The following is an 18,741-nucleotide window of genomic DNA, read 5'->3' as shown; positions in this document are numbered from 1 at the left end:
CTGGAAAGGTCACGAGCAGCTCGCCGGAAGGTCAAGGAACGGTAAACGCCCAGGGGCGGTGGAGGAGTCCACGTCCCGACCGTCCGGAGGAGCCCGCGGGGGACAGATGCTCCCCCCGACGCACTCGGAAGGAGACGACGATGACTCGTCGGCACCAGGTCAGGACCCTCGCCGCGCTCGGCCTCGGCGCCCCGCTGCTCGTGGGGCTCGGCATCGGAGGATTCTCGCAGGCGGTCGCGACGACCGCCGCGCCGCCCGCCCAGGACGTGCCCGCCGCGGTCGCCGCGCCCGCCGAGCGGACGAGCTCGCAGGAGGACACCGCGGAGGAGGACGGCGCCGCCGGGGAGGCGAACGCCGCCCCGAGCGACGTCTTCACCACGGGCTCCCAGGAGTTCGCCCGCGCCGACCGGAGCACGATCACGGCGGAGGACGTCGCCTCGCAGCTGTACGGCTACGCCGCGGACACGAGCCTGAGCGACGAGGCCACGTGCACCGACGGCCTCGCCCTGGACCAGCCCGGCGCGGTCACCCGCTGCACCGTGATCGGCTGGAGCGGCGAGCAGGAGACCTACTACGGCTACATGGCGCCGGCCGGCGTCGCCGAGGCCGACTACTGGCTCTACTTCAGCAAGGACGCCCCGCTGCCCGAGGAGGCCGCCGCGACGCTCAACGACGGGCTGAACGGCACCGGCGCCTACCCCGTCTGGGGAGAGGAGCAGGAGCAGCCCACCACGCTGACGGAGGACGTCGCCGTGGAGCGCGCGAACTTCGTGCTCGACGGCTTCGGCCGTGAGGACCTCACGGTCACCTCCGTCGAGGGGGAGGTGGATCTCACCTCGACCACCCCGGTGCGAGGCACCGCCGTGGAGGACGGCTCCGGCCGCACCGTCGGGGTGACGCTGCTGCCGATCCCCACCGACGGCGAGGCCCCCGCGATGATGATCAGCATCGACGGCCCCTGATCCCCGTTCCGCTCCCCGCCGGTCAGCCGCCCGCGGGGGACAGCTGAGCCCCCGGGCGGGCGTCCGCACGGCGCGGACGCCCGCCCGGACGTCGTCCCGCTCATGAGATGATCGACGACATGCTGCGCTGGCTCACGGCCGGGGAATCCCACGGCCCCTCCCTCCTCTCCCTGCTCGACGGCGTCCCCGCCGGGATCGAGCTGACCAGTGACGATCTGAAGGATGCGCTCGCGCGCCGCCGCCTCGGCCACGGCCGCGGCAGCCGCCAGAAGTTCGAGCAGGACGTGCTGACGATCCACGGCGGGCTCCGCCACGGCCTCACCCTCGGCTCCCCGCTCGCGATCGAGATCGCGAACTCCGAATGGCCGAAGTGGGAGAAGGTCATGAGCGCGGACCCCGTCCCGCGCGAGGACCTGCTGATCGACGCCGGCACCGGCGACGAGCGCGAGATCGCGCGCAACCGCCCTCTCTCGCGCCCCCGCCCCGGCCACGCCGACCTCTCCGGGATGCTGAAGTACGGCTTCGACGAGGCCCGCCCCGTCCTGGAGCGCGCCAGCGCCCGCGAGACCGCGGCCCGGGTCGTCGCCGGCCGCGTCGCCGCGGCCCTGCTCGAGCAGGCCGCCGGCATCCGGCTGGTCGCCCACACCCTCTCCGTCGGCTCCGTGTCCGTGCCCGAGGACGCGCCGCTGCCCACCCCCGACCACCTGGAGCAGCTCGACGCCGATCCGCTGCGCTGCTTCCACGACGACACCTCCGCGGCGATGGTCGACGAGGTCGACGCCGCGAAATCCGACGGCGACACCCTCGGCGGCGTCGTCGAGGTCCTCGCCTACGGCCTTCCCGTCGGCCTCGGCTCCCACACCCAGTGGGACCGCAAGCTCGACGCGCGCCTCGCCCAGGCCGTCATGTCGATCCAGGCCATGAAGGGCGTCGAGATCGGCGACGGCTTCGCCACCGCCGCCCGCCGCGGCTCCGTCGCCCACGACGAGATCCTCGTCGCGCCCTCCCCGCGCGGCGAGCGCTCCGCCTTCCCGCGCGCCACCAACCGCGCCGGCGGCCTCGAGGGCGGGATGACCAACGGCGAGGTGCTGCGCGTGCGCGGGGCGCTCAAGCCGATCTCCACCGTCCCGCGCGCGCTGCGCACGGTCGACGTCTCCACCGGCGAGCAGACCACCGCCAACCATCAGCGCTCCGACACCTGCGCGGTCGCGCCAGCCGCGGTGATCGCCGAGGCGGTGGTCGCCCTGACCCTGGCCGATGCGCTGCTGGAGAAGACCGGCGGGGACAGCATCGACGAGATCCGCGCCCACCTCGAGGGCACGCTCGACCTCCAGGCCGGGCTCGTCCGCCGTGGGGAGGGCTCCACCTCGTGACCGGTCCCGTGGTCGTCCTGATCGGTCCGATGGCCGCCGGGAAGACCAGCGTGGGACGCGCCCTGGCCGCGCGCCTCGGCGTCCCCTTCGCCGACCTCGACGCGCTGATCGTCCAGGAGGCCGGACGCACGATCCCGGACATCTTCGCGGACGAGGGAGAGCCCGCCTTCCGCGAACGGGAGGCCCGCTCGCTCGTCCGCGCTGTCGCGCACCAGCGGGGCGTGCTCTCCCTCGGAGGCGGCGCCCCGATGCACGCCGGCGCCGCCTCGACCCTGCGCGACCTGCCCGTGGTGCTGCTCGAGATCGACGAGGAGACGGTCTCGCGCCGGCTCGCCCACGGCGTCGGCCGCCCGATGCTGTCCGGCGAGGATCCCATGGCCCGCTGGCGCGAGCTCGCCGCCGCCCGGGCGGACACCTATCGTGGACTGGCGACCCACCGCATCGACGCCGCCCTCGGCAGCCCGGACCGGGTGGCCCTCGCCATCATCGACGCCCTGCAGCTTCAGAGGCCCGCGCGCCCCCAGGAGGAGACCGAATGAGCACCACCGTCATCCCCGTCACCACGCCCACCGGCGGCTACGACGTGCACGTGGGACGGGGCCTGCTCGAGCAGATCCCGGCCCTGTTGCCCGAGCGCGCCCGGCGCGTGGTGATCGTGCACCAGCCGAGCCTGCGCGACGTCGCCGAGCAGGTCCGCGCCGGGATCGAGGAGACGGGGCGGCAGTCCTTCGCCGCCGAGGTCCCCGACGGCGAGGAGGCCAAGACCGCGCAGGTCGCCGGGTTCCTGTGGGGCGTGTGCGGCCAGGCCGAGATCGGCCGCCAGGACCTCGTGATCGGGCTCGGCGGCGGCGCGGCGACGGACCTCGCCGGCTTCGTCGCGGCCTCCTGGCTGCGCGGCGTCGACGTGCTCCAGGTCCCCACCACCGTCGCCGCGATGGTCGATGCGGCCGTGGGCGGCAAGACCGGCATCAACACGTCCGAGGGGAAGAACCTCGTCGGCGCCTTCCACCCGCCGATCGCCGTGGTCGCCGACCTCGACGTGCTCGGAGGGCTCGGTCGCAACGACGTCGCCGCCGGACTCGCCGAGGCGGTCAAGGCCGGCTTCATCGAGGACACCGCGATCCTCGACATCGTCGAGCAGGACCCCGCCGCGGTGCTCGATGTCTCCACCGACGCCTTCCGCGAGGTGATCGAGCGGGCGATCCGGGTCAAGGCCCGCGTGGTCTCCGCGGACCTGCGCGAGAGCGGGGAGCGGGAGATTCTCAACTACGGCCATACCCTCGCCCACGCGATCGAGCGCAACGAGCGCTACCAGTGGCGCCACGGCGCTGCCGTGAGCATCGGGATGATGTTCGTCGCCGAGCTCTCCCACCTCTCCGGCAAGCTCTCCGAGGCCGAGGTGGACCGCCACCGCAGCATCCTCACCTCGCTCGGCCTGCCCGTCACCTACCGCGACCGTCAGTGGCCCAAGCTCGAGGACGCGATGAAGCGGGACAAGAAGACCCGCGCCGGCCTGCTGCGCTTCGTGGTCCTGGACCGGATCGGCTCGGTCTCCCGGATCGAGGGGCCCGATCCCGCGCTCCTGCTGAGCGCCTACGCCGCGATCACCGACGACTGAGCACACCCGGGCCCGCCCGAGCAAGGAGGAGCACCATGACCGAGCGTCCCGGGACCGCCGCGCAGGACGACCCCCTGGACCAGCCCGGCACCGCGGACCAACCCGGCCCCGCCGTGCAGGAGGGGATGGTCGATGTGCGCCGCCGCACCGCGACCGTGCGCGGCGTCGAGTTCGGCCGCGGGCGCCCCGAGATCATCGTGCCGCTGGTGGGCGACGACCTCGACGCCCTGCTCGCCCAGGCCGAGGCGGCGAGCGCGACCCCGGCCCGCGTGGTCGAGTGGCGCCTGGACCGCTTCCGCCCCGACCTCGAGGACGCCGAGCACCACCGCGAGGCGGTCCTCGCCGCGCTCGGCCCGCTGCGCGCCGCCCTCGGCGCCGACCGCGCCCTGCTGGTCACCTTCCGCACCACCGCCGAGGGCGGACAGAGGCCCTACGGCCCCCGCGCGCTCGTCTCGCTGCTGGAGGCGCTGATCACGGGTCGCCGGGCGGGCACGCAGTCCGCCGTCGACCTCGTCGACATCGAGACCTCCCTCGACCCCGCAGTGGTCGCCTCGGTCATCGACTCCGCCCGTCGTCACGGCATCGCCGTGGTCGGCTCCTACCACGACATGGAGGGCACCCCCGACGAGGAGACGATCGCGGGGATCCTGCGCGAGCAGCGGCGTCTCGGCGCGGATATCCCGAAGGTCGCCGTCACCCCGCGCACCTCCCGCGACGTGCTCACCCTGCTCTCGGCGAGTCTTGCCGTCGCCGAGGAGCAGACAGGCCCGCACATCGCGATCTCCATGGGCACCCTCGGGGCGAGCAGCCGCGTGGCCGCCGAGGCGTTCGGCAGCGCCGCGACCTTCGCGACCGCAGGGGAGGGGTCCGCGCCCGGCCAGCTCGGCGCGGACGACGTCGCCCGGATGATCGAGCTCCTGCGGCCCTGACCCGGCCCGGGCCGGCGCCTCGGCGCTCCGACCGGACCGCGGAGCGGCCGGCGCGCCGACGCCCGGCAGCACAGCCGCCTCAGCGCGGCGAGGCGGCCCCGGGGTCCTGCTCCTCGCGCCTCTCGTTCTCGACGGTGCCGGGCAGCTCCGCCGGATCCGGGAAGATCCGGTCCTCGTAGTCGCTCGCGTCGAGGTCCTCGGCCACGGCGTCCTCGGCGAGGTCGTCGTGGTCGACGTCGACGACGGGGATCGCCCCCGTCTCCTGCGCGACCCGCTCCCGCTCGTCCTTGCGGGTGCGGCGCACCAGCTGCTTCAGCTGGGTCGCGGACATCGTCACCTGCCACTCCTGATGGGCCGGCAGCGACCAGCGGCGCCACGCCGCGACCCCGGCGAGCAGCGCGCCGACGGCGACCGCGACCAGCACCGTCGGGGAGGGCAGGCCGAGGGCCAGCACCAGCCAGGTCAGCACCGCGGTGACCAGCGCGCCGGTCGCGTACAGCGGGCCGCCCCCGAAGACCTGGGGGATCCTTCCCACCAGCACGTCGCGGATCACGCCGCCGCCCACCGCGCTGGTGACCCCGAGCAGGATCGCCGGCAGCGTGTCCAGGCCGTAGCCGAGGGACTTCGCGGTGCCGGTCGCAGCCCACAGCCCCATCGCCGCGATGTCCAGCGCCGTCACCAGGCGGCGCCACCAGGGGCCGTCCGCATGGATGACGAAGGTGAACATGGCTCCGCCGAGGGCGCAGGTGAGATACCAGGGCCCGTCGAAGGCCGCCGGGGTGCCGTAGTCGAGGATCAGATCGCGCACCAGACCGCCGCCGAGCCCGGCGACGATGCCGATCACCGCGAAGCCGACCGCGTCGAAGTTCAGGCGGGAGGCGATCGCGCCGGCCGCCACGCCCATCACGAACACGCCCACGAGGTCCAGCACGCGGAGGAAGTCGTTGGTCACGAGCAGCTCGAGAGGGTCCACCCCAGCACCGTAGTCCGTGCAGGCAGGGGAGTGAACGCCACCGTGACCCGGCCGACCCGCCCTACCATCGGAGCATGCCCGGCAGCATTCCTCCCTCTCGTCCTGACCGCCCCCTGCGGATCGGCCTCACCGGCGGCATCGGCGCGGGCAAGTCGACCGTCGCCGCGCTCTGGCGCGAACGCGGCCTGCGCGTGATCGATCTGGACGCCCACTCCCGGGCCGTCCTGGACGTCCCCGGCGACGGGGTCGAGGAGGCGATCGCCCGCTTCGGGGAGGAAGTGCGGAACCTGGCCGGCACGATCGACCGCGCCGCCATGGCCCGGATCGTCTTCGCCGATGCGGCGGCCCGCGTCGACCTCGAGCAGATCGTGCTCTCCCGCGTGGACCGGGCGGTCGCGCAGGAGGAGGCCGAGGCGGCCGCGTCGGGGGAGCGGGTCATCGTCCACGACAACCCGCTGCTGCTGGAGAAGCACAGCGAGCCCGACTACGACGCGGTCGTCGCGGTGCTCGCCCGGCGAGAGGACCGCATCGAGCGGGTGGTCCGGGACCGGGACAGGGACCGCGGCTATGTCGAGTCGGTCATGGCGGCGCAGGTCACCGATCTCGAACGTATCCGCCGTGCGGACCGCCTGGTGCTGAACACGGCCGATCGCCCCGCTCTCCTCGCGCGCTCCGGCCGTGCCCTCGACGCGGTCCTCGAAGAGCACGACCTCCGCACCTGATCGCGTCGGACCCCGGCCGACCCGGCGCCGGGCGCCGCCTGTGCGCCGTCCCGCCCGGCCCCGCGGGGCCGTCGGCCCTGAGCGGACAGAGGCCCCGCACCGTGTCCTCCGACGGCCCCGGGTCGTAGGCTCGTCCTCATGCGTCCCGTCACCGATCTCGTCCGCGCCGAGCACCCCTTCGAGGTCGTCTCCGAGTACTCGCCCTCGGGCGATCAGCCGCAGGCGATCAAGGAGCTCACCAAGAGGATCAACGACGGCGAGCAGGACGTGGTCCTCCTCGGCGCGACCGGCACCGGCAAGTCCGCGACGACGGCCTGGCTGATCGAGCAGGTGCAGCGTCCCACCCTGGTCATGGCGCACAACAAGACCCTCGCCGCGCAGCTCGCCAGCGAGTTCCGGGAGCTGCTGCCGCACAACGCGGTGGAGTACTTCGTCTCCTACTACGACTACTACCAGCCCGAGGCGTACGTCCCGCAGTCGGACACCTACATCGAGAAGGACTCCTCGATCAACGCCGAGGTGGAGCGGCTGCGGCACAGCGCCACCAACTCGCTGCTGACCCGCAGGGACGTCGTCGTGGTTTCCTCCGTCTCCTGCATCTACGGCCTGGGCACCCCGCAGGAGTACGTGGACCGGATGGTGCAGCTGAGCGTCGGCGACCAGCTGGACCGCGACGAGCTGCTGACCCGCTTCGTGGACATGCAGTACGACCGCAACGACATCGCCTTCGAGCGCGGCACCTTCCGGGTGCGCGGGGACACGGTCGAGATCATCCCGATGTACGAGGAGCTCGCGATCCGCATCGAGTTCTTCGGCGACGAGATCGATGCGCTCTACACCCTCCATCCGATGACCGGCGAGGTCATCCGGCAGGAGGACCACATCCACATCTTCCCCGCCTCCCACTACGTCGCCGGTCCCGAGCGTCTCTCCCGCGCGATCGGCACGATCGAGGAGGAGCTCGCCGAGCGGCTCGAGGAGCTCGAGGGGCAGAACAAGCTGCTCGAGGCGCAGCGCCTGCGCATGCGCACCACCCACGACCTCGAGATGCTGCGGCAGATGGGCTCGACCAACGGTGTCGAGAACTACTCCCGCCATCTCGACGGCCGCGCGCCGGGCACCGCCCCGAACACCCTCATGGACTACTTCCCCGAGGACTTCCTGCTGGTCATCGACGAGTCCCATGTGACCGTCCCGCAGATCGGCGCGATGTACGAGGGTGACCGCTCCCGCAAGCGCACCCTGGTGGACTTCGGCTTCCGCCTCCCCTCGGCGCTCGACAACCGCCCGCTGACATTCTCGGAGTTCACCGAGCGCACCGGTCAGACCGTCTACCTCTCCGCCACTCCCGCCGAGTACGAGCTGAACCGCGCCCACGGCGTGGTCGAGCAGATCATCCGGCCGACGGGACTGGTGGACCCCGAGGTGATCGTCAAGCCCGTCAAGGGCCAGATCGACGACCTGCGCGAGGAGATCGAGAAGCGGGTGCAGCGCGACGAGCGCGTGCTCGTGACCACGCTGACCAAGCGCATGGCCGAGGACCTCACAGACTTCCTGCTCGAGAACGGGGTGCGGGTCCAGTACCTCCACTCCGACGTGGACACCCTGCGCCGCATCGAGCTGCTGCGCTCCCTCCGGCAGGGCGAGTACGACGTGCTCGTCGGCATCAACCTGCTGCGCGAGGGCCTGGACCTGCCCGAGGTGTCCCTGGTCGCGATCCTGGACGCGGACAAGGAGGGCTTCCTCCGCTCCCGCACCTCGCTCATCCAGACGATCGGACGTGCGGCCCGCAACGTCTCCGGCCAGGTGCACATGTACGCGGACACGATCACCGACTCGATGCAGGACGCGATCGACGAGACCAATCGTCGCCGCGAGAAGCAGATCGCGTACAACACCGAGCACGGCATCGACCCGACCCCGCTGCGCAAGCGGATCGCGGACGTCACGGACATGCTGGCCCGCGAGGACATCGACACCGACACCCTCCTGGCCACCGACTACCGCTCCGGGAAGGAGAAGGTGGCCCAGGACCGGGCGCGCGCGAACGCCATCGACTCGATGCAGGGTCGCCAGATCGACCTCGGCGACGATCCCGTCGGCGCGCTGACCGGCATGATCGACGAGATGACCGCGCAGATGCACCAGGCCGCGGAGTCGCTGAACTTCGAGGTCGCGGCGCGGCTGCGCGACGAGGTGCAGGAGCTGAAGAAGGAGCTCCGCGCCGTCCAGCGCTCCTGAGCCGATGACGACGAGGCGCGGTCGGGCGCTGGGCGCGATCCTGACCGCCGGGCACCGGCTGCGCCGGATCTGGTGGCGGCTGCGCCGGCCGCGCACCTTCGGCGTGAAGGTGCTGCTGCGCCATCCGGAGCAGCCCGAGCTGATCCTCGCCGTGCGCCACTCCTACGTGGACCAGGACCGCTGGGCGCTGCCCGGCGGACGCTTCCGCCCTGCCCGGGAGACCCCCTCCGACGCGGCGCGCCGCGAGGTGCACGAGGAGCTCGGCCTCCGCATCCGGGACGATCTCGCGGAGCTGAGGACCCTCAAGGCGAGGACCGAGGGCAAGCGCGACACCCTCACGCTCCTGTCGGGCAGCGCCGACGGGGTCGAGGCGCGCACCTCCCTTGAGCTGCGCGAGGTCCGCTGGCTGCGCACCGACCTCGCCGACGTGCCGGCCGGGGACCCCGTCTCGCGCTGGCTCCGACTCGCGATCGAGGGCTGCACCGACCGGGCCGACGACGGGACACCGGGACCGGACTGAGCCTCACCCCTCCAGCTGCGCGCGACGGGGTCGACATGTCGCAGCGGCGGGCCCAGGCGGGGCGCCGCCTCGTCAGCGCTGCGGATCCTCGGCGCGCTCCCAGCTCTCGACCGGCCCCGGGACCACCTCGAACAGCGGATGCGCCGTCGGCCCCTCGAGCGCACTCGCACGCTCCCAGCGCTCCGGGCTGCGCTCCTCGAGCTTGTGGAGCAGATGCCGCCACTCGAGGTCGAGCTGCCCGCTGGTGACCCGGATCCTCGGCACGTCGGGGACGTGCCGGTCGCCGTCGGCTGGCGCGCCGGGGGAGGCCTCACCGGCGTCCGCCCCGTCCCCGACCGCTCCGGCGGGCCGATGGTCGATGCGGGAGCGGTCGAAGCGGTACCCGCGCGCCAAGGCCTCCTCCGCGAGGACCTCGAGGTACTCGCCGATCGCGGCGAGGGGCTCGGCCTGCGCGCGGAAGCGCTCGAGCTGAGGGTGGGACCGGTATCCGCGGGTGCGCCCGGCCAGCACCGCCTGGGCCAGCAGCGTCTCCCGCCAGCAGCCCGTGAGGCCCTGGCGGTCGAGGTGACGGGGGTGCAGGGACCACAGGCGCATCGGGCCATCCTCCCTCATCCGCCGAGGCAGGCGAAGGTCGCGCCGCGCACCGACGATCGTCGTCGGTCACGCTCAGGCTCTCCCGATAGCGTCATGAGCACGCCACGCCCCGCGGTGCGCGACCCGTCCCGCCGCGAGAGAAGGAGGACCCCGTGCCCCAGTCCCAGCGTTCCCGGATCCTGTCATTGGCCGTCGGCACCGCCGCCGCGTCGGGCCTCGGGATGATCCCCGTGCACCGTCTCCCGCGCCCCGTGCGCGCCGGCTACGTCGCGCTTCCCGCGGTGCTTACCACCGGCGTCAGCCTCCTGGCGCAGCAGGGGCGCCCGGACCCGTCGGCCGACGACGACCCGAGTGCTCACGGCCTGCGGCCGCCGACGGTCCCCGAGACCGCGATCTCGCTCGCCCTCGGCGGCCTGATGGTCGGGGCGGGCGTCGCGGGCCTGCGCCTGGACGGCGGGGCGGAGAACTTCCTGCGGCGCCGCGGCGTGCCCGCACCTCGGCTCTGGATCGGACTCGCCACCGGTGCGGTGACCCTGGCCTCGACCCTCTTCGACGAACGCACCGCCGAGCCCGGCGGCACGTCGACGCAGGAGCAGGTCCTCGCGCTCCTGACCCGCGAAGACCCGATGGCCCTCGCCCCGGGCAGGGATGGTGTGCCCGAGGACGAGTACGCCCCGGAGGCGGAGGCGATCGCAGAACTGCTGGGCACCGGCGCCGCGCCCACTGCCGCCCAGCTCGACGAGGTCTGGGAGCAGTGGTTCTCCCAGCCGCTCAGCCCGCTCCTCGGCGCCGGCCGCATGGACTCGCTGCTCGAGGCGCTCTCCGCACTGGCCCCGGAGGATCCCGGCGCGTAGTGCCCGCGGAGAACGGCGGAGGTCTGCCAGGATCGAGTGATGACGACTCCCCGCAGCGCGCCGCCGTTCGTCGTCCTGCGCGGCAACTCCGCCTCCGGGAAGTCGACGGTCGCTCGCCGGGTCCAGCGCGCCCTTCCGCGCGGCGAGGTCGCGGTGATCGGGCAGGACCATTTGCGCCGAGAGCTGCTGTGGGAGCAAGACAGCGGCCAGGGCGACACGATCGGCCTGCTCGAGTCGATGGTCCGGCACTGCCTCGGGATCGGGCGCATCACGCTCCTCGAGGGCATCTTCGTCGCCGAGCGATACCATCGCATGTTCGCGCGGATGCTGCGTGATGCCCCTGGTCCGACCCTGGTGTACTACCTCGACGTGAGCCTGCCGGAGACCCTGCGGCGCCACGCCGGCAAGCCGATCGCGGGACATGTGACCGCCGAGGAGGTCGCGTCCTGGTACCGGCCCCACGACGTGCTCGGCGTCCCCGGGGAGCAGGTCCTCGCCGAGGCGCTCGACGAGGACCAGATGGTCGCGCGGGTCCTCGGGGACCTCCCGATGCTCCGCACCGGCCCCGGAGAGCGTGGGGGCCCGGCCCTGTCAGCTCCTGAGGAGTTCACTTCTCTGCCGAGCGCTCCGTGATCGCGAGATCCAGGGGGAAGTCGATCGGGCTGCCGGGGAAGAGCAGCCGCCCGGCGGCGTCGGCGCTCTCCCGGATCGCGGCGGCCGCGGCCTCCGCCCGATCTGCCGGGGCGTGGACGATCACTTCGTCGTGGAGGAAGAACGCCAGATGCGCGCGGCAGGAGAACACCGGTCCCGAGGCGCCCGCCCGCTCGTCGGCGGCGACCTCAGGGAGCTGCGCGAGCCGCAGCCGCAGCGCCGCCATCCAGGACAGCGCCCATTCCGCCGCGGTGCCCTGCACCACGAAGTTGCGGGTGAACCGGCCCCGGTCCCGGGCCGAGCGACGGGCCCGCTCCTGCTCGCCGGTCCCTGCGTCCGGCCCGTTCGCACTGCGCTGCGCCGCGGTCCAGGCCGCCTCCGGAGCGGGGGAGGAACGGCCCAGCCACGTCGTGACCGTCCCGCCGCGCTCCCCGGTCGCGGCCGCGCCGTCCACGAGCGCCATCGCCTCGGGGAAGGTGCGGCGGAGCCGGGGCACGACGCGACCGCTGTCCCCGGTGGTCCCGCCGTACAGGGCGCCGAGCACCCCGATCTTCGCCTCCTGCCGGCTCGCCACCACGCCCGCCTCGACGATGCCGGAGTAGAGGTCCTTCCCGGCCCCCGCCTCGATCATCGCCGCGTCGCGGGACATGGCGGCGAGCACCCGCGGCTCGAGCTGGGAGACATCGGCGCTGACCAGCAGCCAGCCAGGATCGGCACGGAGCGCGGGCCGCAGCCGGCGCGGGATCTGCAGCGCCCCGCCGCCGCTGGAGGCCCAGCGCCCGGTGACCACGCCGCCCGGCACGTAGACGGGCCGGTACCGTCCCTCCCGCACCCACTCGTCCAGCCACGTCCAGCCGTTGGCGGTCAGCAGGCGGGACATCTTCTTGTACCGCAGCAGCGGCTCGATCGCCGGATGCTCGTGCTCCTGCAGCTCCCACTGGGAGGTGGAGGAGACGTCGATCCCGGCGCGGTGCAGGGCGCGCAGCAGCTTCGGCGGCGAGTCCAGCGACACGGTCGGGTCCCCGAGAGCCGTGCGCACCTCGGCGGCGACCTGCACCATCTGCGCGGGGAGCGTCCCGGGGGAGGGGCGCGGCCCCAGGGCCTCGGTGAGGATCCGGTCGTGCTCGGCCACGTCCCAGGGGATCCCCGCCGCCTGCAGCTCGGCCGCGATCAGCGCCCCGGCGGACTCCGCCGCCAGCAGCAGCCGCAGCCGCGCCGGGTCCTCGGCGCCCGCGACCGCCGAGAGCTGCCGCTCGAGCTCCGCACCGGTCTCCTCGATCCCGTCGGGCACGCCGTGGGCGGCCGACGGCCGGGCATCGAGGTCGAAGAGGGTCGCGCCGAGGTCGCGCCGCGGCTCCTCCGGCTCGAGCGGGGTGTCCCACTCGGTGCGCTCCCGCAGAGGACCGGGCTCCGTCACCAGCTCGGAATGGCGCAGGATCCGGTGCACCAGGCGCAGGTCGTGGCAGCGCTCGAGCGTCACCCCGGCCGCGAGCAGACGCGGGTACCAGGCCGCGGCGTCGCTCCAGACCCAGCGCGGCCGGTGCGCGGCCTCGAGCTCGGCGACGAGGGCGGGGAGCTCCTCGACGGTGGAGGTCCGCTCGTCGAGGACCGAGCCGTCGGCCGCGACCTCGCGCAGCACGACCGCCCCGCCCGCCCCGCGACCGAGCACGCACCGCGCCGGGCCGGCCGCGGCGGTGCCCGGCGGCGGAGAGGTCACCAGCCCCGCTCGCGCCAGACCGGGAGGGAGGCCCGCTCGGCCCCGAGCGTGGTGTCATCGCCGTGGCCCGGGTACACCCAGGTCGCATCGTCCAGCCGGTCGAAGATCCGCTGCTCGACGTCGTCGATCAGCTGCGCGAAGCGCTGCGGGTCCCGGTCGGTGTTACCCACCCCGCCGGGGAAGAGGGAGTCGCCGGTGAAGAGGTGATCGCCCTCCTCGCCGCCGCGCCACAGCACCGCGACCGAGCCGGGGGTGTGACCGCGCAGTTGGATGATCTCCACCCGCTGCTCGCCGAACTCGATCACGTCGCCGTGGGCGAGGGGCAGGTCGATCTTCTCCGCGATCTCCTTCGCGTCCTCCGCACCGGCGGCGGTGCGAGCGCCGGTCGCCGAGACCATCTCCGCCAGAGCGCCCACGTGGTCGTGGTGGGAGTGAGTGGTGAGGATGACGTCCAGCCAGTTGTGCTCGGCGCCCGCCGCGATCATCCGGCGCAGGGCGTCGGGGTCCGCGGCCGCATCGATCAGCAGCTGGGCGCCGCTCGACCGACAGGTCAGCAGGTAGGCGTTATTGTCCATCGGCCCGACGGACAGCTTGCGGATCTGCAGGTGCTCGAAGTCTCGCACGGCGGGCTCGCCGCCCGGCTCGACATGTCCGGTGTACTCATGATCAGTCATGGGGACAGTATGTCGCCCACATCTCCCCCGAACAACTGTTCGAAGGTCGGTCTGCGCCCCTAGAATGCCCGGGTGACTGATTCCCTGGTCGTCCGTGGTGCGCGCGAGCACAACCTCAAGAACATCGACATCGACATCCCCCGCGACAAGCTGGTGGTGTTCTCCGGCCTGTCCGGCTCCGGCAAGAGCTCCCTGGCCTTCGACACCATCTTCGCCGAGGGGCAGCGACGCTACGTCGAGTCGCTCTCCAGCTATGCGAGGCAGTTCCTCGGACAGATGGACAAGCCGAGCGTCGACCTGATCGAGGGGCTCTCCCCGGCGGTCTCGATCGACCAGAAGTCCACCAACCGCAACCCGCGCTCCACCGTCGGCACGATCACCGAGATCTACGACTACCTGCGCCTGCTGTTCTCCCGCACCGGCGAGCAGCACTGCCCCGTCTGCGGCGAGCTGGTCACCTCCTCCTCGGCCGAGCAGATCGTGGACACCCTCCTCGAGGAGGAGCCCGGCACCCGCTTCCAGCTGCTGGCGCCCGTCGTCCAGGGCCGCAAGGGCGAGCACCAGGACCTGCTCAGCTCCCTGCGCTCCCAGGGCTACGCCCGCGCCCGCATCGACGGGGACAACCGCCGCCTGGACGAGGAGATCAGCCTCGACAAGCGCTACAAGCACACCATCGAGGTGGTCGTCGACCGGCTCGCGGCGAAGCCCGACGCGCGCCGTCGCCTCACCGACTCGGTCGAGACCGCGCTGCGGCTGGCCGAGGGCATCCTGCTGGTCGACTACGTCGACCGCGACGACGAGGACCCGCAGCGCACCCGCCGCTTCTCCGAGAAGCGCGCCTGCCCCAACGACCACCCCCTCGCGATCGACGACATCGAGCCGCGCACCTTCTCCTTCAACGCCCCCTACGGCGCCTGCCCCGAGTGCACGGGCCTGGGCCAGCGGCTCGAGGTCGATCCCGAGCTCGTGATCCCCGACGAGGACCTCTCCCTCTCAGACGGCGCGATCGCCCCGTGGACCATGGGGCACGCCGACCGCCACCAGGAGGTCATGTCCGGCCTCGCCGAGGAGCTCGCCTTCTCGATGAACACCCCCTGGCGCGCGCTGCCCGAACGCGCGAAGGAGGCGCTGCTGCACGGCAAGGACTTCAAGGTCCACGTGAAGTACCGCAACCGCTTCGGCCGCGAGCGCACCTACTCCACGGGCTTCGAGGGCGTCATGCACTTCCTCGAGCGTCGCCACAGCGACACCGAGTCCGACTGGGCCAAGGAGCGCTACGAGCAGTTCATGCGCGAGGTGCCCTGCCCCGCCTGCCAGGGCGCGCGTCTGCGCCCCGAGGTGCTCGCCGTGACCGTCGGCGGGAAGTCCATCGCCGAGGTCTGCGAGATGTCGATCGGTGACGCGCTCGCCTTCCACCAGGGCCTCGAGCTCGGGGTGCGGGAGGCCGCGATCGCCGACGAGGTGCTGCGGGAGATCCGCTCCCGCCTCGGCTTCCTGCTCGACGTGGGCCTGGACTACCTCTCCCTGGCCCGCGCGGCCGGCACCCTCTCCGGCGGCGAGGCGCAGCGCATCCGCCTCGCCACCCAGATCGGCTCGGGCCTGGTGGGCGTGCTCTACGTCCTCGACGAGCCCTCCATCGGCCTGCACCAGCGCGACAACGAGCGCCTCATCGCGACCCTCGAGCGCCTGCGCGACCTCGGCAACACCCTGATCGTCGTCGAGCACGACGAGGACACGCTCAACTCGGCCGACTGGGTCGTGGACATCGGCCCGCTCGCCGGCGAGCACGGCGGGAAGGTGGTCCACTCCGGCCCCGTCGAGGGCCTGAAGCAGAACCCCGACTCCCTCACCGGCCGCTACCTCTCCGGCGAACTGGAGATCCCCGTGCCCGCGGTGCGCCGCCCCGTGGACAAGGAGCGGATGCTGAAGGTCGTCGCGCCGCGCGCGAACAACCTCACCGGGCAGGACGTCTCCTTCCCGCTCGGCGTGCTCACCGCCGTCACCGGCGTCTCCGGCTCGGGCAAGTCCTCCCTGGTCAACGACATCCTGTACTCGGTCCTGGCCAAGGAGCTCAACCGCTCCCGCATCGTGCCCGGGCGGCACAAGCGCGTCACCGGCCTCGAGCACCTCGACAAGGTCGTGCACGTGGACCAGTCGCCGATCGGCCGCACCCCGCGCTCGAACCCCGCCACCTACACGGGCGTGTGGGACCGGGTGCGCACCCTCTTCGCCCAGACCAACGAGGCGAAGATCCGCGGCTACACCGCAGGGCGCTTCTCCTTCAACGTCAAGGGCGGTCGCTGCGAGGCCTGCTCCGGCGACGGCACGTTGAAGATCGAGATGAACTTCCTGCCCGACGTGTACGTGCAGTGCGAGGTCTGCAAGGGCCAGCGCTACAACCGCGAGACGCTCGAGGTGAAGTTCAAGGACAAGAACGTCGCCGAGGTGCTGGCCATGTCCATCGCCGAGGCGCTCGAGTTCTTCGACGCCGTCCCCGCGATCCGCCGCCAGATGCAGACCCTGGTCGACGTGGGCCTCGGCTACGTGAAGCTCGGTCAGTCCGCGACCACCCTCTCGGGCGGCGAGGCGCAGCGCGTGAAGCTCTCCTCCGAGCTGCACAAGCGCTCCAACGGCCGCACCATCTACGTGCTCGACGAGCCGACGACGGGCCTCCACTTCGAGGACGTGCGCAAGCTGCTCGAAGTGCTCGAGGGGCTCGTGGACAAGGGCAACTCCGTGATCGTCATCGAGCACAACCTCGACGTCATCAAGACCGCCGACCACGTCATCGACCTCGGCCCCGAGGGCGGCGCCGGCGGCGGGAGGATCGTCGCCACCGGCACCCCGGAGAAGGTGGCGAAGGTCGAGGGCTCCTACACCGGTCGCTTCCTCGCCCCGATGCTCGAGGGCGGACGAGCGGGCGCGGCCGCGGCCCGCTGAGCAGGCGGAGCGATGGCTGATCCAGCGACCTACCGCCCCGCGACCGGCACGATCCCCACGAGGCCGGGGGTCTACCGGTTCCGGGACGAGCACGGCCGCGTCATCTACGTCGGCAAGGCGAAGAACCTCCGCCAGCGCCTGGTGAACTACTTCCAGGACCTCTCCGTCCTGCACGAGCGCACCCGGCGCATGGTCACCACCGCCACGAGCGTCGAGTGGACCGTGGTGGGCACCGAGGTCGAGGCGCTCACCCTCGAGTACACGTGGATCAAGGAGTTCGATCCGCGGTTCAACGTCAAATTCCGCGACGACAAGTCCTATCCCTATCTCGCGATCACGATGGGGGAGAAGGTGCCGCGGGTGCACATCACCCGTCGGCCGCGCGCCAAGGGCGACCGCACCTTCGGGCCCTACCCGCAGGTCGGCGCGATCCGCGAGACGCTCGACCTGATGCTTCGGGTGTTCCCGATCCGCTCCTGCACCGCGGGGGTGTACCGGCGGGCCGAGCGGTCGGGCAGGCCCTGCCTGCTCGGCTTCATCGGGAAGTGCGCGGCGCCCTGCGTCGGCGACATCTCCGAGGACGAGCACCGCCGGCTCGCCGAGCAGTTCGCGGACTTCATGGCCGGGAACACCTCGAAGTACACCCGCCGCATCGAGCAGCGGATGAGGGCCGCGGCCGCGGCGATGGACTACGAGACCGCCGCGAGCCTCCGCGACGACCTCCAGGCGCTCGAGAAGGTGATGGAGAAGAACTCCGTGGTCCTCTCCGACGCGACCGACGCCGACCTGATCGGCCTCGCCCAGGACGAGCTCGAAGCCTCCGTGCAGGTCTTCCACGTGCGCGGCGGACGGATCCGCGGCCAGCGCGGCTGGACCGCGGAGATCCTCGACGAGTCGACCGCGCCGGACCTCGTCGAGCGCGCCCTGACCACCCTGTACACCGAGGGGAGCGCCCCGAAGGAGGTGCTCGTCCCGATCCTGCCCACCAACCTCGACCAGGTGCGGGAGCTGGTGGGCCGCACCGTCGACCTGCGCGTCCCGCAGCGTGGCGAGAAGAAGGACCTGCTGATCACCGTCGGCGAGAACGCGACCGAGGCGCTGCGCCTGCACCGCCTCAAGCGCACCGGCGACCTCACCGCCCGCACCAAGGCGCTCGAGGACCTGGGCGAGGCGCTCGACCTCGCCGAGCCGCCGCTGCGGATCGAGTGCTTCGACATCTCCCACTCCCAGGGCACCAACGTCGTCGGCTCCCAGGTGGTGTTCGAGGACGGGCTGCCCAAGAAGAGCGAGTACCGCCGCTACTCGGTCACCGGCGCGGCCGCCCGCGACGACACCGCCTCCATGCACGACGTGATCACGCGCCGGCTGAAGCACCACCTCGACCCGCCCGAGCCGACGGAGGACGAGGAGACCGGCCGTTTCAAGCGGTTCGCGTACCCGCCCTCGCTGATCCTCGTCGACGGCGGCCCGCCGCAGGTCGCCGCGGCGCAGCGCGCCTTCGACGAGCTCGGCATCACCGACATCGCCCTGGCCGGGATCGCCAAGCGGCTCGAGGAGATCTGGCTGCCGGGGGAGGAGTACCCCGTCATCCTGCCCCGCACCTCCGAGGCGCTCTTCCTCGTCCAGCGCCTGCGCGACGAGGCGCACCGCTTCGCCATCACCTACCACCGCTCCAAGCGAGGACGGGCCATGCAGGCCAGCGCCCTGGACGGCATCCCGGGCCTCGGGCCGGCCCGGCGCCGCGCGCTGCTGGACCGCTTCGTCACCGTCTCCGCGATCCGCGAGGCGAGCGAGGAACAGCTCACGGAGGTCGACGGGATCGGGCCCGCGTTGGCCGCGCAGATCACCGCCGCGCTAACATCCGAGCAGGGAACCGCCTCGGACGCCGAGACCGCGGACGACGCACTCGGCGTCACCGTGGACATGGCGACCGGCGAGATCCTCGAGGGCTGAGAGCGAGGCCCGTCCACCCC

Annotated in this window: 16 protein-coding genes; 12 read left to right on the top strand and 4 right to left on the bottom strand. The window is 72.6% G+C overall.

All coding sequences use genetic code 11. The features are described from left to right. The first annotated feature begins 140 nt into the window (after window positions 1–140). The 5 genes from RBL05_RS02460 to aroD all read left to right on the top strand — a co-directional run bounded on the left by RBL05_RS02460 (window position 141) and on the right by aroD (window position 4,882). A complete protein-coding gene (locus tag RBL05_RS02460; protein WP_263309690.1) occupies window positions 141–962 on the top strand; it encodes a hypothetical protein in 822 nt (273 codons plus the stop codon). A gap of 119 nt (window positions 963–1,081) precedes the next feature. Next, window positions 1,082–2,335, top strand: coding sequence for a chorismate synthase (gene aroC, locus RBL05_RS02455; protein WP_318604307.1), 1,254 nt, complete (start codon window positions 1,082–1,084; stop codon window positions 2,333–2,335). Then, window positions 2,332–2,874, top strand: a complete 543-nt coding sequence (locus RBL05_RS02450) for a shikimate kinase (RefSeq protein WP_263309689.1) — start codon at window positions 2,332–2,334, stop codon at window positions 2,872–2,874. Before aroC ends, RBL05_RS02450 begins: the two co-directional genes overlap by 4 nt. Beyond that, the gene (gene aroB / locus RBL05_RS02445) at window positions 2,871–3,953 is read left to right on the top strand and encodes a 3-dehydroquinate synthase (protein ID WP_308740703.1); all 1,083 of its coding nucleotides are present in this window, start codon (window positions 2,871–2,873) and stop codon (window positions 3,951–3,953) included. The genes RBL05_RS02450 and aroB overlap by 4 nt, the downstream gene beginning before the upstream one ends. 35 nt (window positions 3,954–3,988) lie before the next feature. Then, the gene (aroD, locus tag RBL05_RS02440; RefSeq protein ID WP_308740704.1) at window positions 3,989–4,882 is read left to right on the top strand and encodes a type I 3-dehydroquinate dehydratase; all 894 of its coding nucleotides are present in this window, start codon (window positions 3,989–3,991) and stop codon (window positions 4,880–4,882) included. A gap of 79 nt (window positions 4,883–4,961) precedes the next feature. On the opposite strand, the gene RBL05_RS02435 is transcribed toward aroD, so the two are convergent. Then, window positions 4,962–5,855, bottom strand: coding sequence for a trimeric intracellular cation channel family protein (locus RBL05_RS02435; protein WP_308740705.1), 894 nt, complete (start codon window positions 5,853–5,855; stop codon window positions 4,962–4,964). A 74-nt stretch (window positions 5,856–5,929) separates the two neighbouring features. Here RBL05_RS02435 and coaE point away from each other — a divergent pair, with 74 nt between their 5' ends. The 3 genes from coaE (at window position 5,930) to RBL05_RS02420 (ending at window position 9,338) form a co-directional block, all read left to right on the top strand. Continuing rightward, a complete protein-coding gene (coaE, locus tag RBL05_RS02430; protein WP_308740706.1) occupies window positions 5,930–6,577 on the top strand; it encodes a dephospho-CoA kinase in 648 nt (215 codons plus the stop codon). Between the two features lie 138 nt (window positions 6,578–6,715). Then, the gene (uvrB, locus tag RBL05_RS02425) at window positions 6,716–8,818 is read left to right on the top strand and encodes an excinuclease ABC subunit UvrB (protein WP_308740707.1); all 2,103 of its coding nucleotides are present in this window, start codon (window positions 6,716–6,718) and stop codon (window positions 8,816–8,818) included. A gap of 4 nt (window positions 8,819–8,822) precedes the next feature. Then, window positions 8,823–9,338 carry an NUDIX hydrolase gene (locus RBL05_RS02420; protein ID WP_308740708.1) on the top strand — a complete coding sequence of 172 codons (516 nt, stop codon included), beginning with the start codon at window positions 8,823–8,825 and terminating at the stop codon, window positions 9,336–9,338. Between the two features lie 72 nt (window positions 9,339–9,410). Here the strand turns inward: RBL05_RS02420 and RBL05_RS02415 are convergent, their stop codons facing one another. Then, entirely contained in the window at window positions 9,411–9,932 is a 522-nt protein-coding gene (locus RBL05_RS02415) for a pyrimidine dimer DNA glycosylase/endonuclease V (RefSeq protein WP_308740709.1), read from the bottom strand. A gap of 152 nt (window positions 9,933–10,084) precedes the next feature. Here RBL05_RS02415 and RBL05_RS02410 point away from each other — a divergent pair, with 152 nt between their 5' ends. Continuing rightward, window positions 10,085–10,786: a hypothetical protein gene (locus tag RBL05_RS02410; RefSeq protein WP_308740710.1), complete on the top strand. Its 702-nt coding sequence runs from the start codon at window positions 10,085–10,087 to the stop codon at window positions 10,784–10,786. A gap of 39 nt (window positions 10,787–10,825) precedes the next feature. Next, the gene (locus RBL05_RS02405; protein WP_308740711.1) at window positions 10,826–11,419 is read left to right on the top strand and encodes an AAA family ATPase; all 594 of its coding nucleotides are present in this window, start codon (window positions 10,826–10,828) and stop codon (window positions 11,417–11,419) included. Here the strand turns inward: RBL05_RS02405 and RBL05_RS02400 are convergent. Both RBL05_RS02400 and RBL05_RS02395 read right to left on the bottom strand, forming a co-directional pair. Continuing rightward, window positions 11,394–13,154 carry a bifunctional 3'-5' exonuclease/DNA polymerase gene (locus RBL05_RS02400; RefSeq protein WP_308740712.1) on the bottom strand — a complete coding sequence of 587 codons (1,761 nt, stop codon included), beginning with the start codon at window positions 13,152–13,154 and terminating at the stop codon, window positions 11,394–11,396. The two genes, RBL05_RS02405 and RBL05_RS02400, sit on opposite strands and share 26 nt — an antisense overlap. After that, window positions 13,151–13,828 carry an MBL fold metallo-hydrolase gene (locus tag RBL05_RS02395; protein WP_308740713.1) on the bottom strand — a complete coding sequence of 226 codons (678 nt, stop codon included), beginning with the start codon at window positions 13,826–13,828 and terminating at the stop codon, window positions 13,151–13,153. The genes RBL05_RS02400 and RBL05_RS02395 overlap by 4 nt, the downstream gene beginning before the upstream one ends. Before the next feature lie 72 nt (window positions 13,829–13,900). Here RBL05_RS02395 and uvrA point away from each other — a divergent pair, with 72 nt between their 5' ends. Continuing rightward, window positions 13,901–16,768: an excinuclease ABC subunit UvrA gene (gene uvrA / locus RBL05_RS02390; RefSeq protein ID WP_308740714.1), complete on the top strand. Its 2,868-nt coding sequence runs from the start codon at window positions 13,901–13,903 to the stop codon at window positions 16,766–16,768. A 12-nt stretch (window positions 16,769–16,780) separates the two neighbouring features. Next, the gene (gene uvrC / locus RBL05_RS02385; protein ID WP_308740715.1) at window positions 16,781–18,721 is read left to right on the top strand and encodes an excinuclease ABC subunit UvrC; all 1,941 of its coding nucleotides are present in this window, start codon (window positions 16,781–16,783) and stop codon (window positions 18,719–18,721) included. Window positions 18,722–18,741: the final 20 nt, after the last annotated feature.

Origin of the sequence: Brachybacterium sp. GU-2, from assembly GCF_030866705.2 — a bacterium.
In the GTDB taxonomy this organism is placed as follows: domain Bacteria; phylum Actinomycetota; class Actinomycetes; order Actinomycetales; family Dermabacteraceae; genus Brachybacterium; species Brachybacterium conglomeratum.
The sequence above is the reverse complement of the archived record's forward strand: the minus strand, read 5'-3'. Positions and strand labels throughout refer to the sequence as shown.

What these genes read in the sequence shown, in the direction of transcription:
- RBL05_RS02460 (WP_263309690.1), top strand. Translation starts at nt 141, where the DNA reads ATGACTCGTCGGCACCAGGTCAGGACCCTCGCCGCGCTCGGCCTCGGC.
- aroC (WP_318604307.1), top strand. Translation starts at nt 1,082, where the DNA reads ATGCTGCGCTGGCTCACGGCCGGGGAATCCCACGGCCCCTCCCTCCTC.
- aroB (WP_308740703.1), top strand. Translation starts at nt 2,871, where the DNA reads ATGAGCACCACCGTCATCCCCGTCACCACGCCCACCGGCGGCTACGAC.
- aroD (WP_308740704.1), top strand. Translation starts at nt 3,989, where the DNA reads ATGACCGAGCGTCCCGGGACCGCCGCGCAGGACGACCCCCTGGACCAG.
- coaE (WP_308740706.1), top strand. Translation starts at nt 5,930, where the DNA reads ATGCCCGGCAGCATTCCTCCCTCTCGTCCTGACCGCCCCCTGCGGATC.
- uvrB (WP_308740707.1), top strand. Translation starts at nt 6,716, where the DNA reads ATGCGTCCCGTCACCGATCTCGTCCGCGCCGAGCACCCCTTCGAGGTC.
- RBL05_RS02420 (WP_308740708.1), top strand. Translation starts at nt 8,823, where the DNA reads ATGACGACGAGGCGCGGTCGGGCGCTGGGCGCGATCCTGACCGCCGGG.
- RBL05_RS02415 (WP_308740709.1), bottom strand. Translation starts at nt 9,932, where the DNA reads ATGCGCCTGTGGTCCCTGCACCCCCGTCACCTCGACCGCCAGGGCCTC.
- RBL05_RS02405 (WP_308740711.1), top strand. Translation starts at nt 10,826, where the DNA reads ATGACGACTCCCCGCAGCGCGCCGCCGTTCGTCGTCCTGCGCGGCAAC.
- RBL05_RS02395 (WP_308740713.1), bottom strand. Translation starts at nt 13,828, where the DNA reads ATGACTGATCATGAGTACACCGGACATGTCGAGCCGGGCGGCGAGCCC.
- uvrC (WP_308740715.1), top strand. Translation starts at nt 16,781, where the DNA reads ATGGCTGATCCAGCGACCTACCGCCCCGCGACCGGCACGATCCCCACG.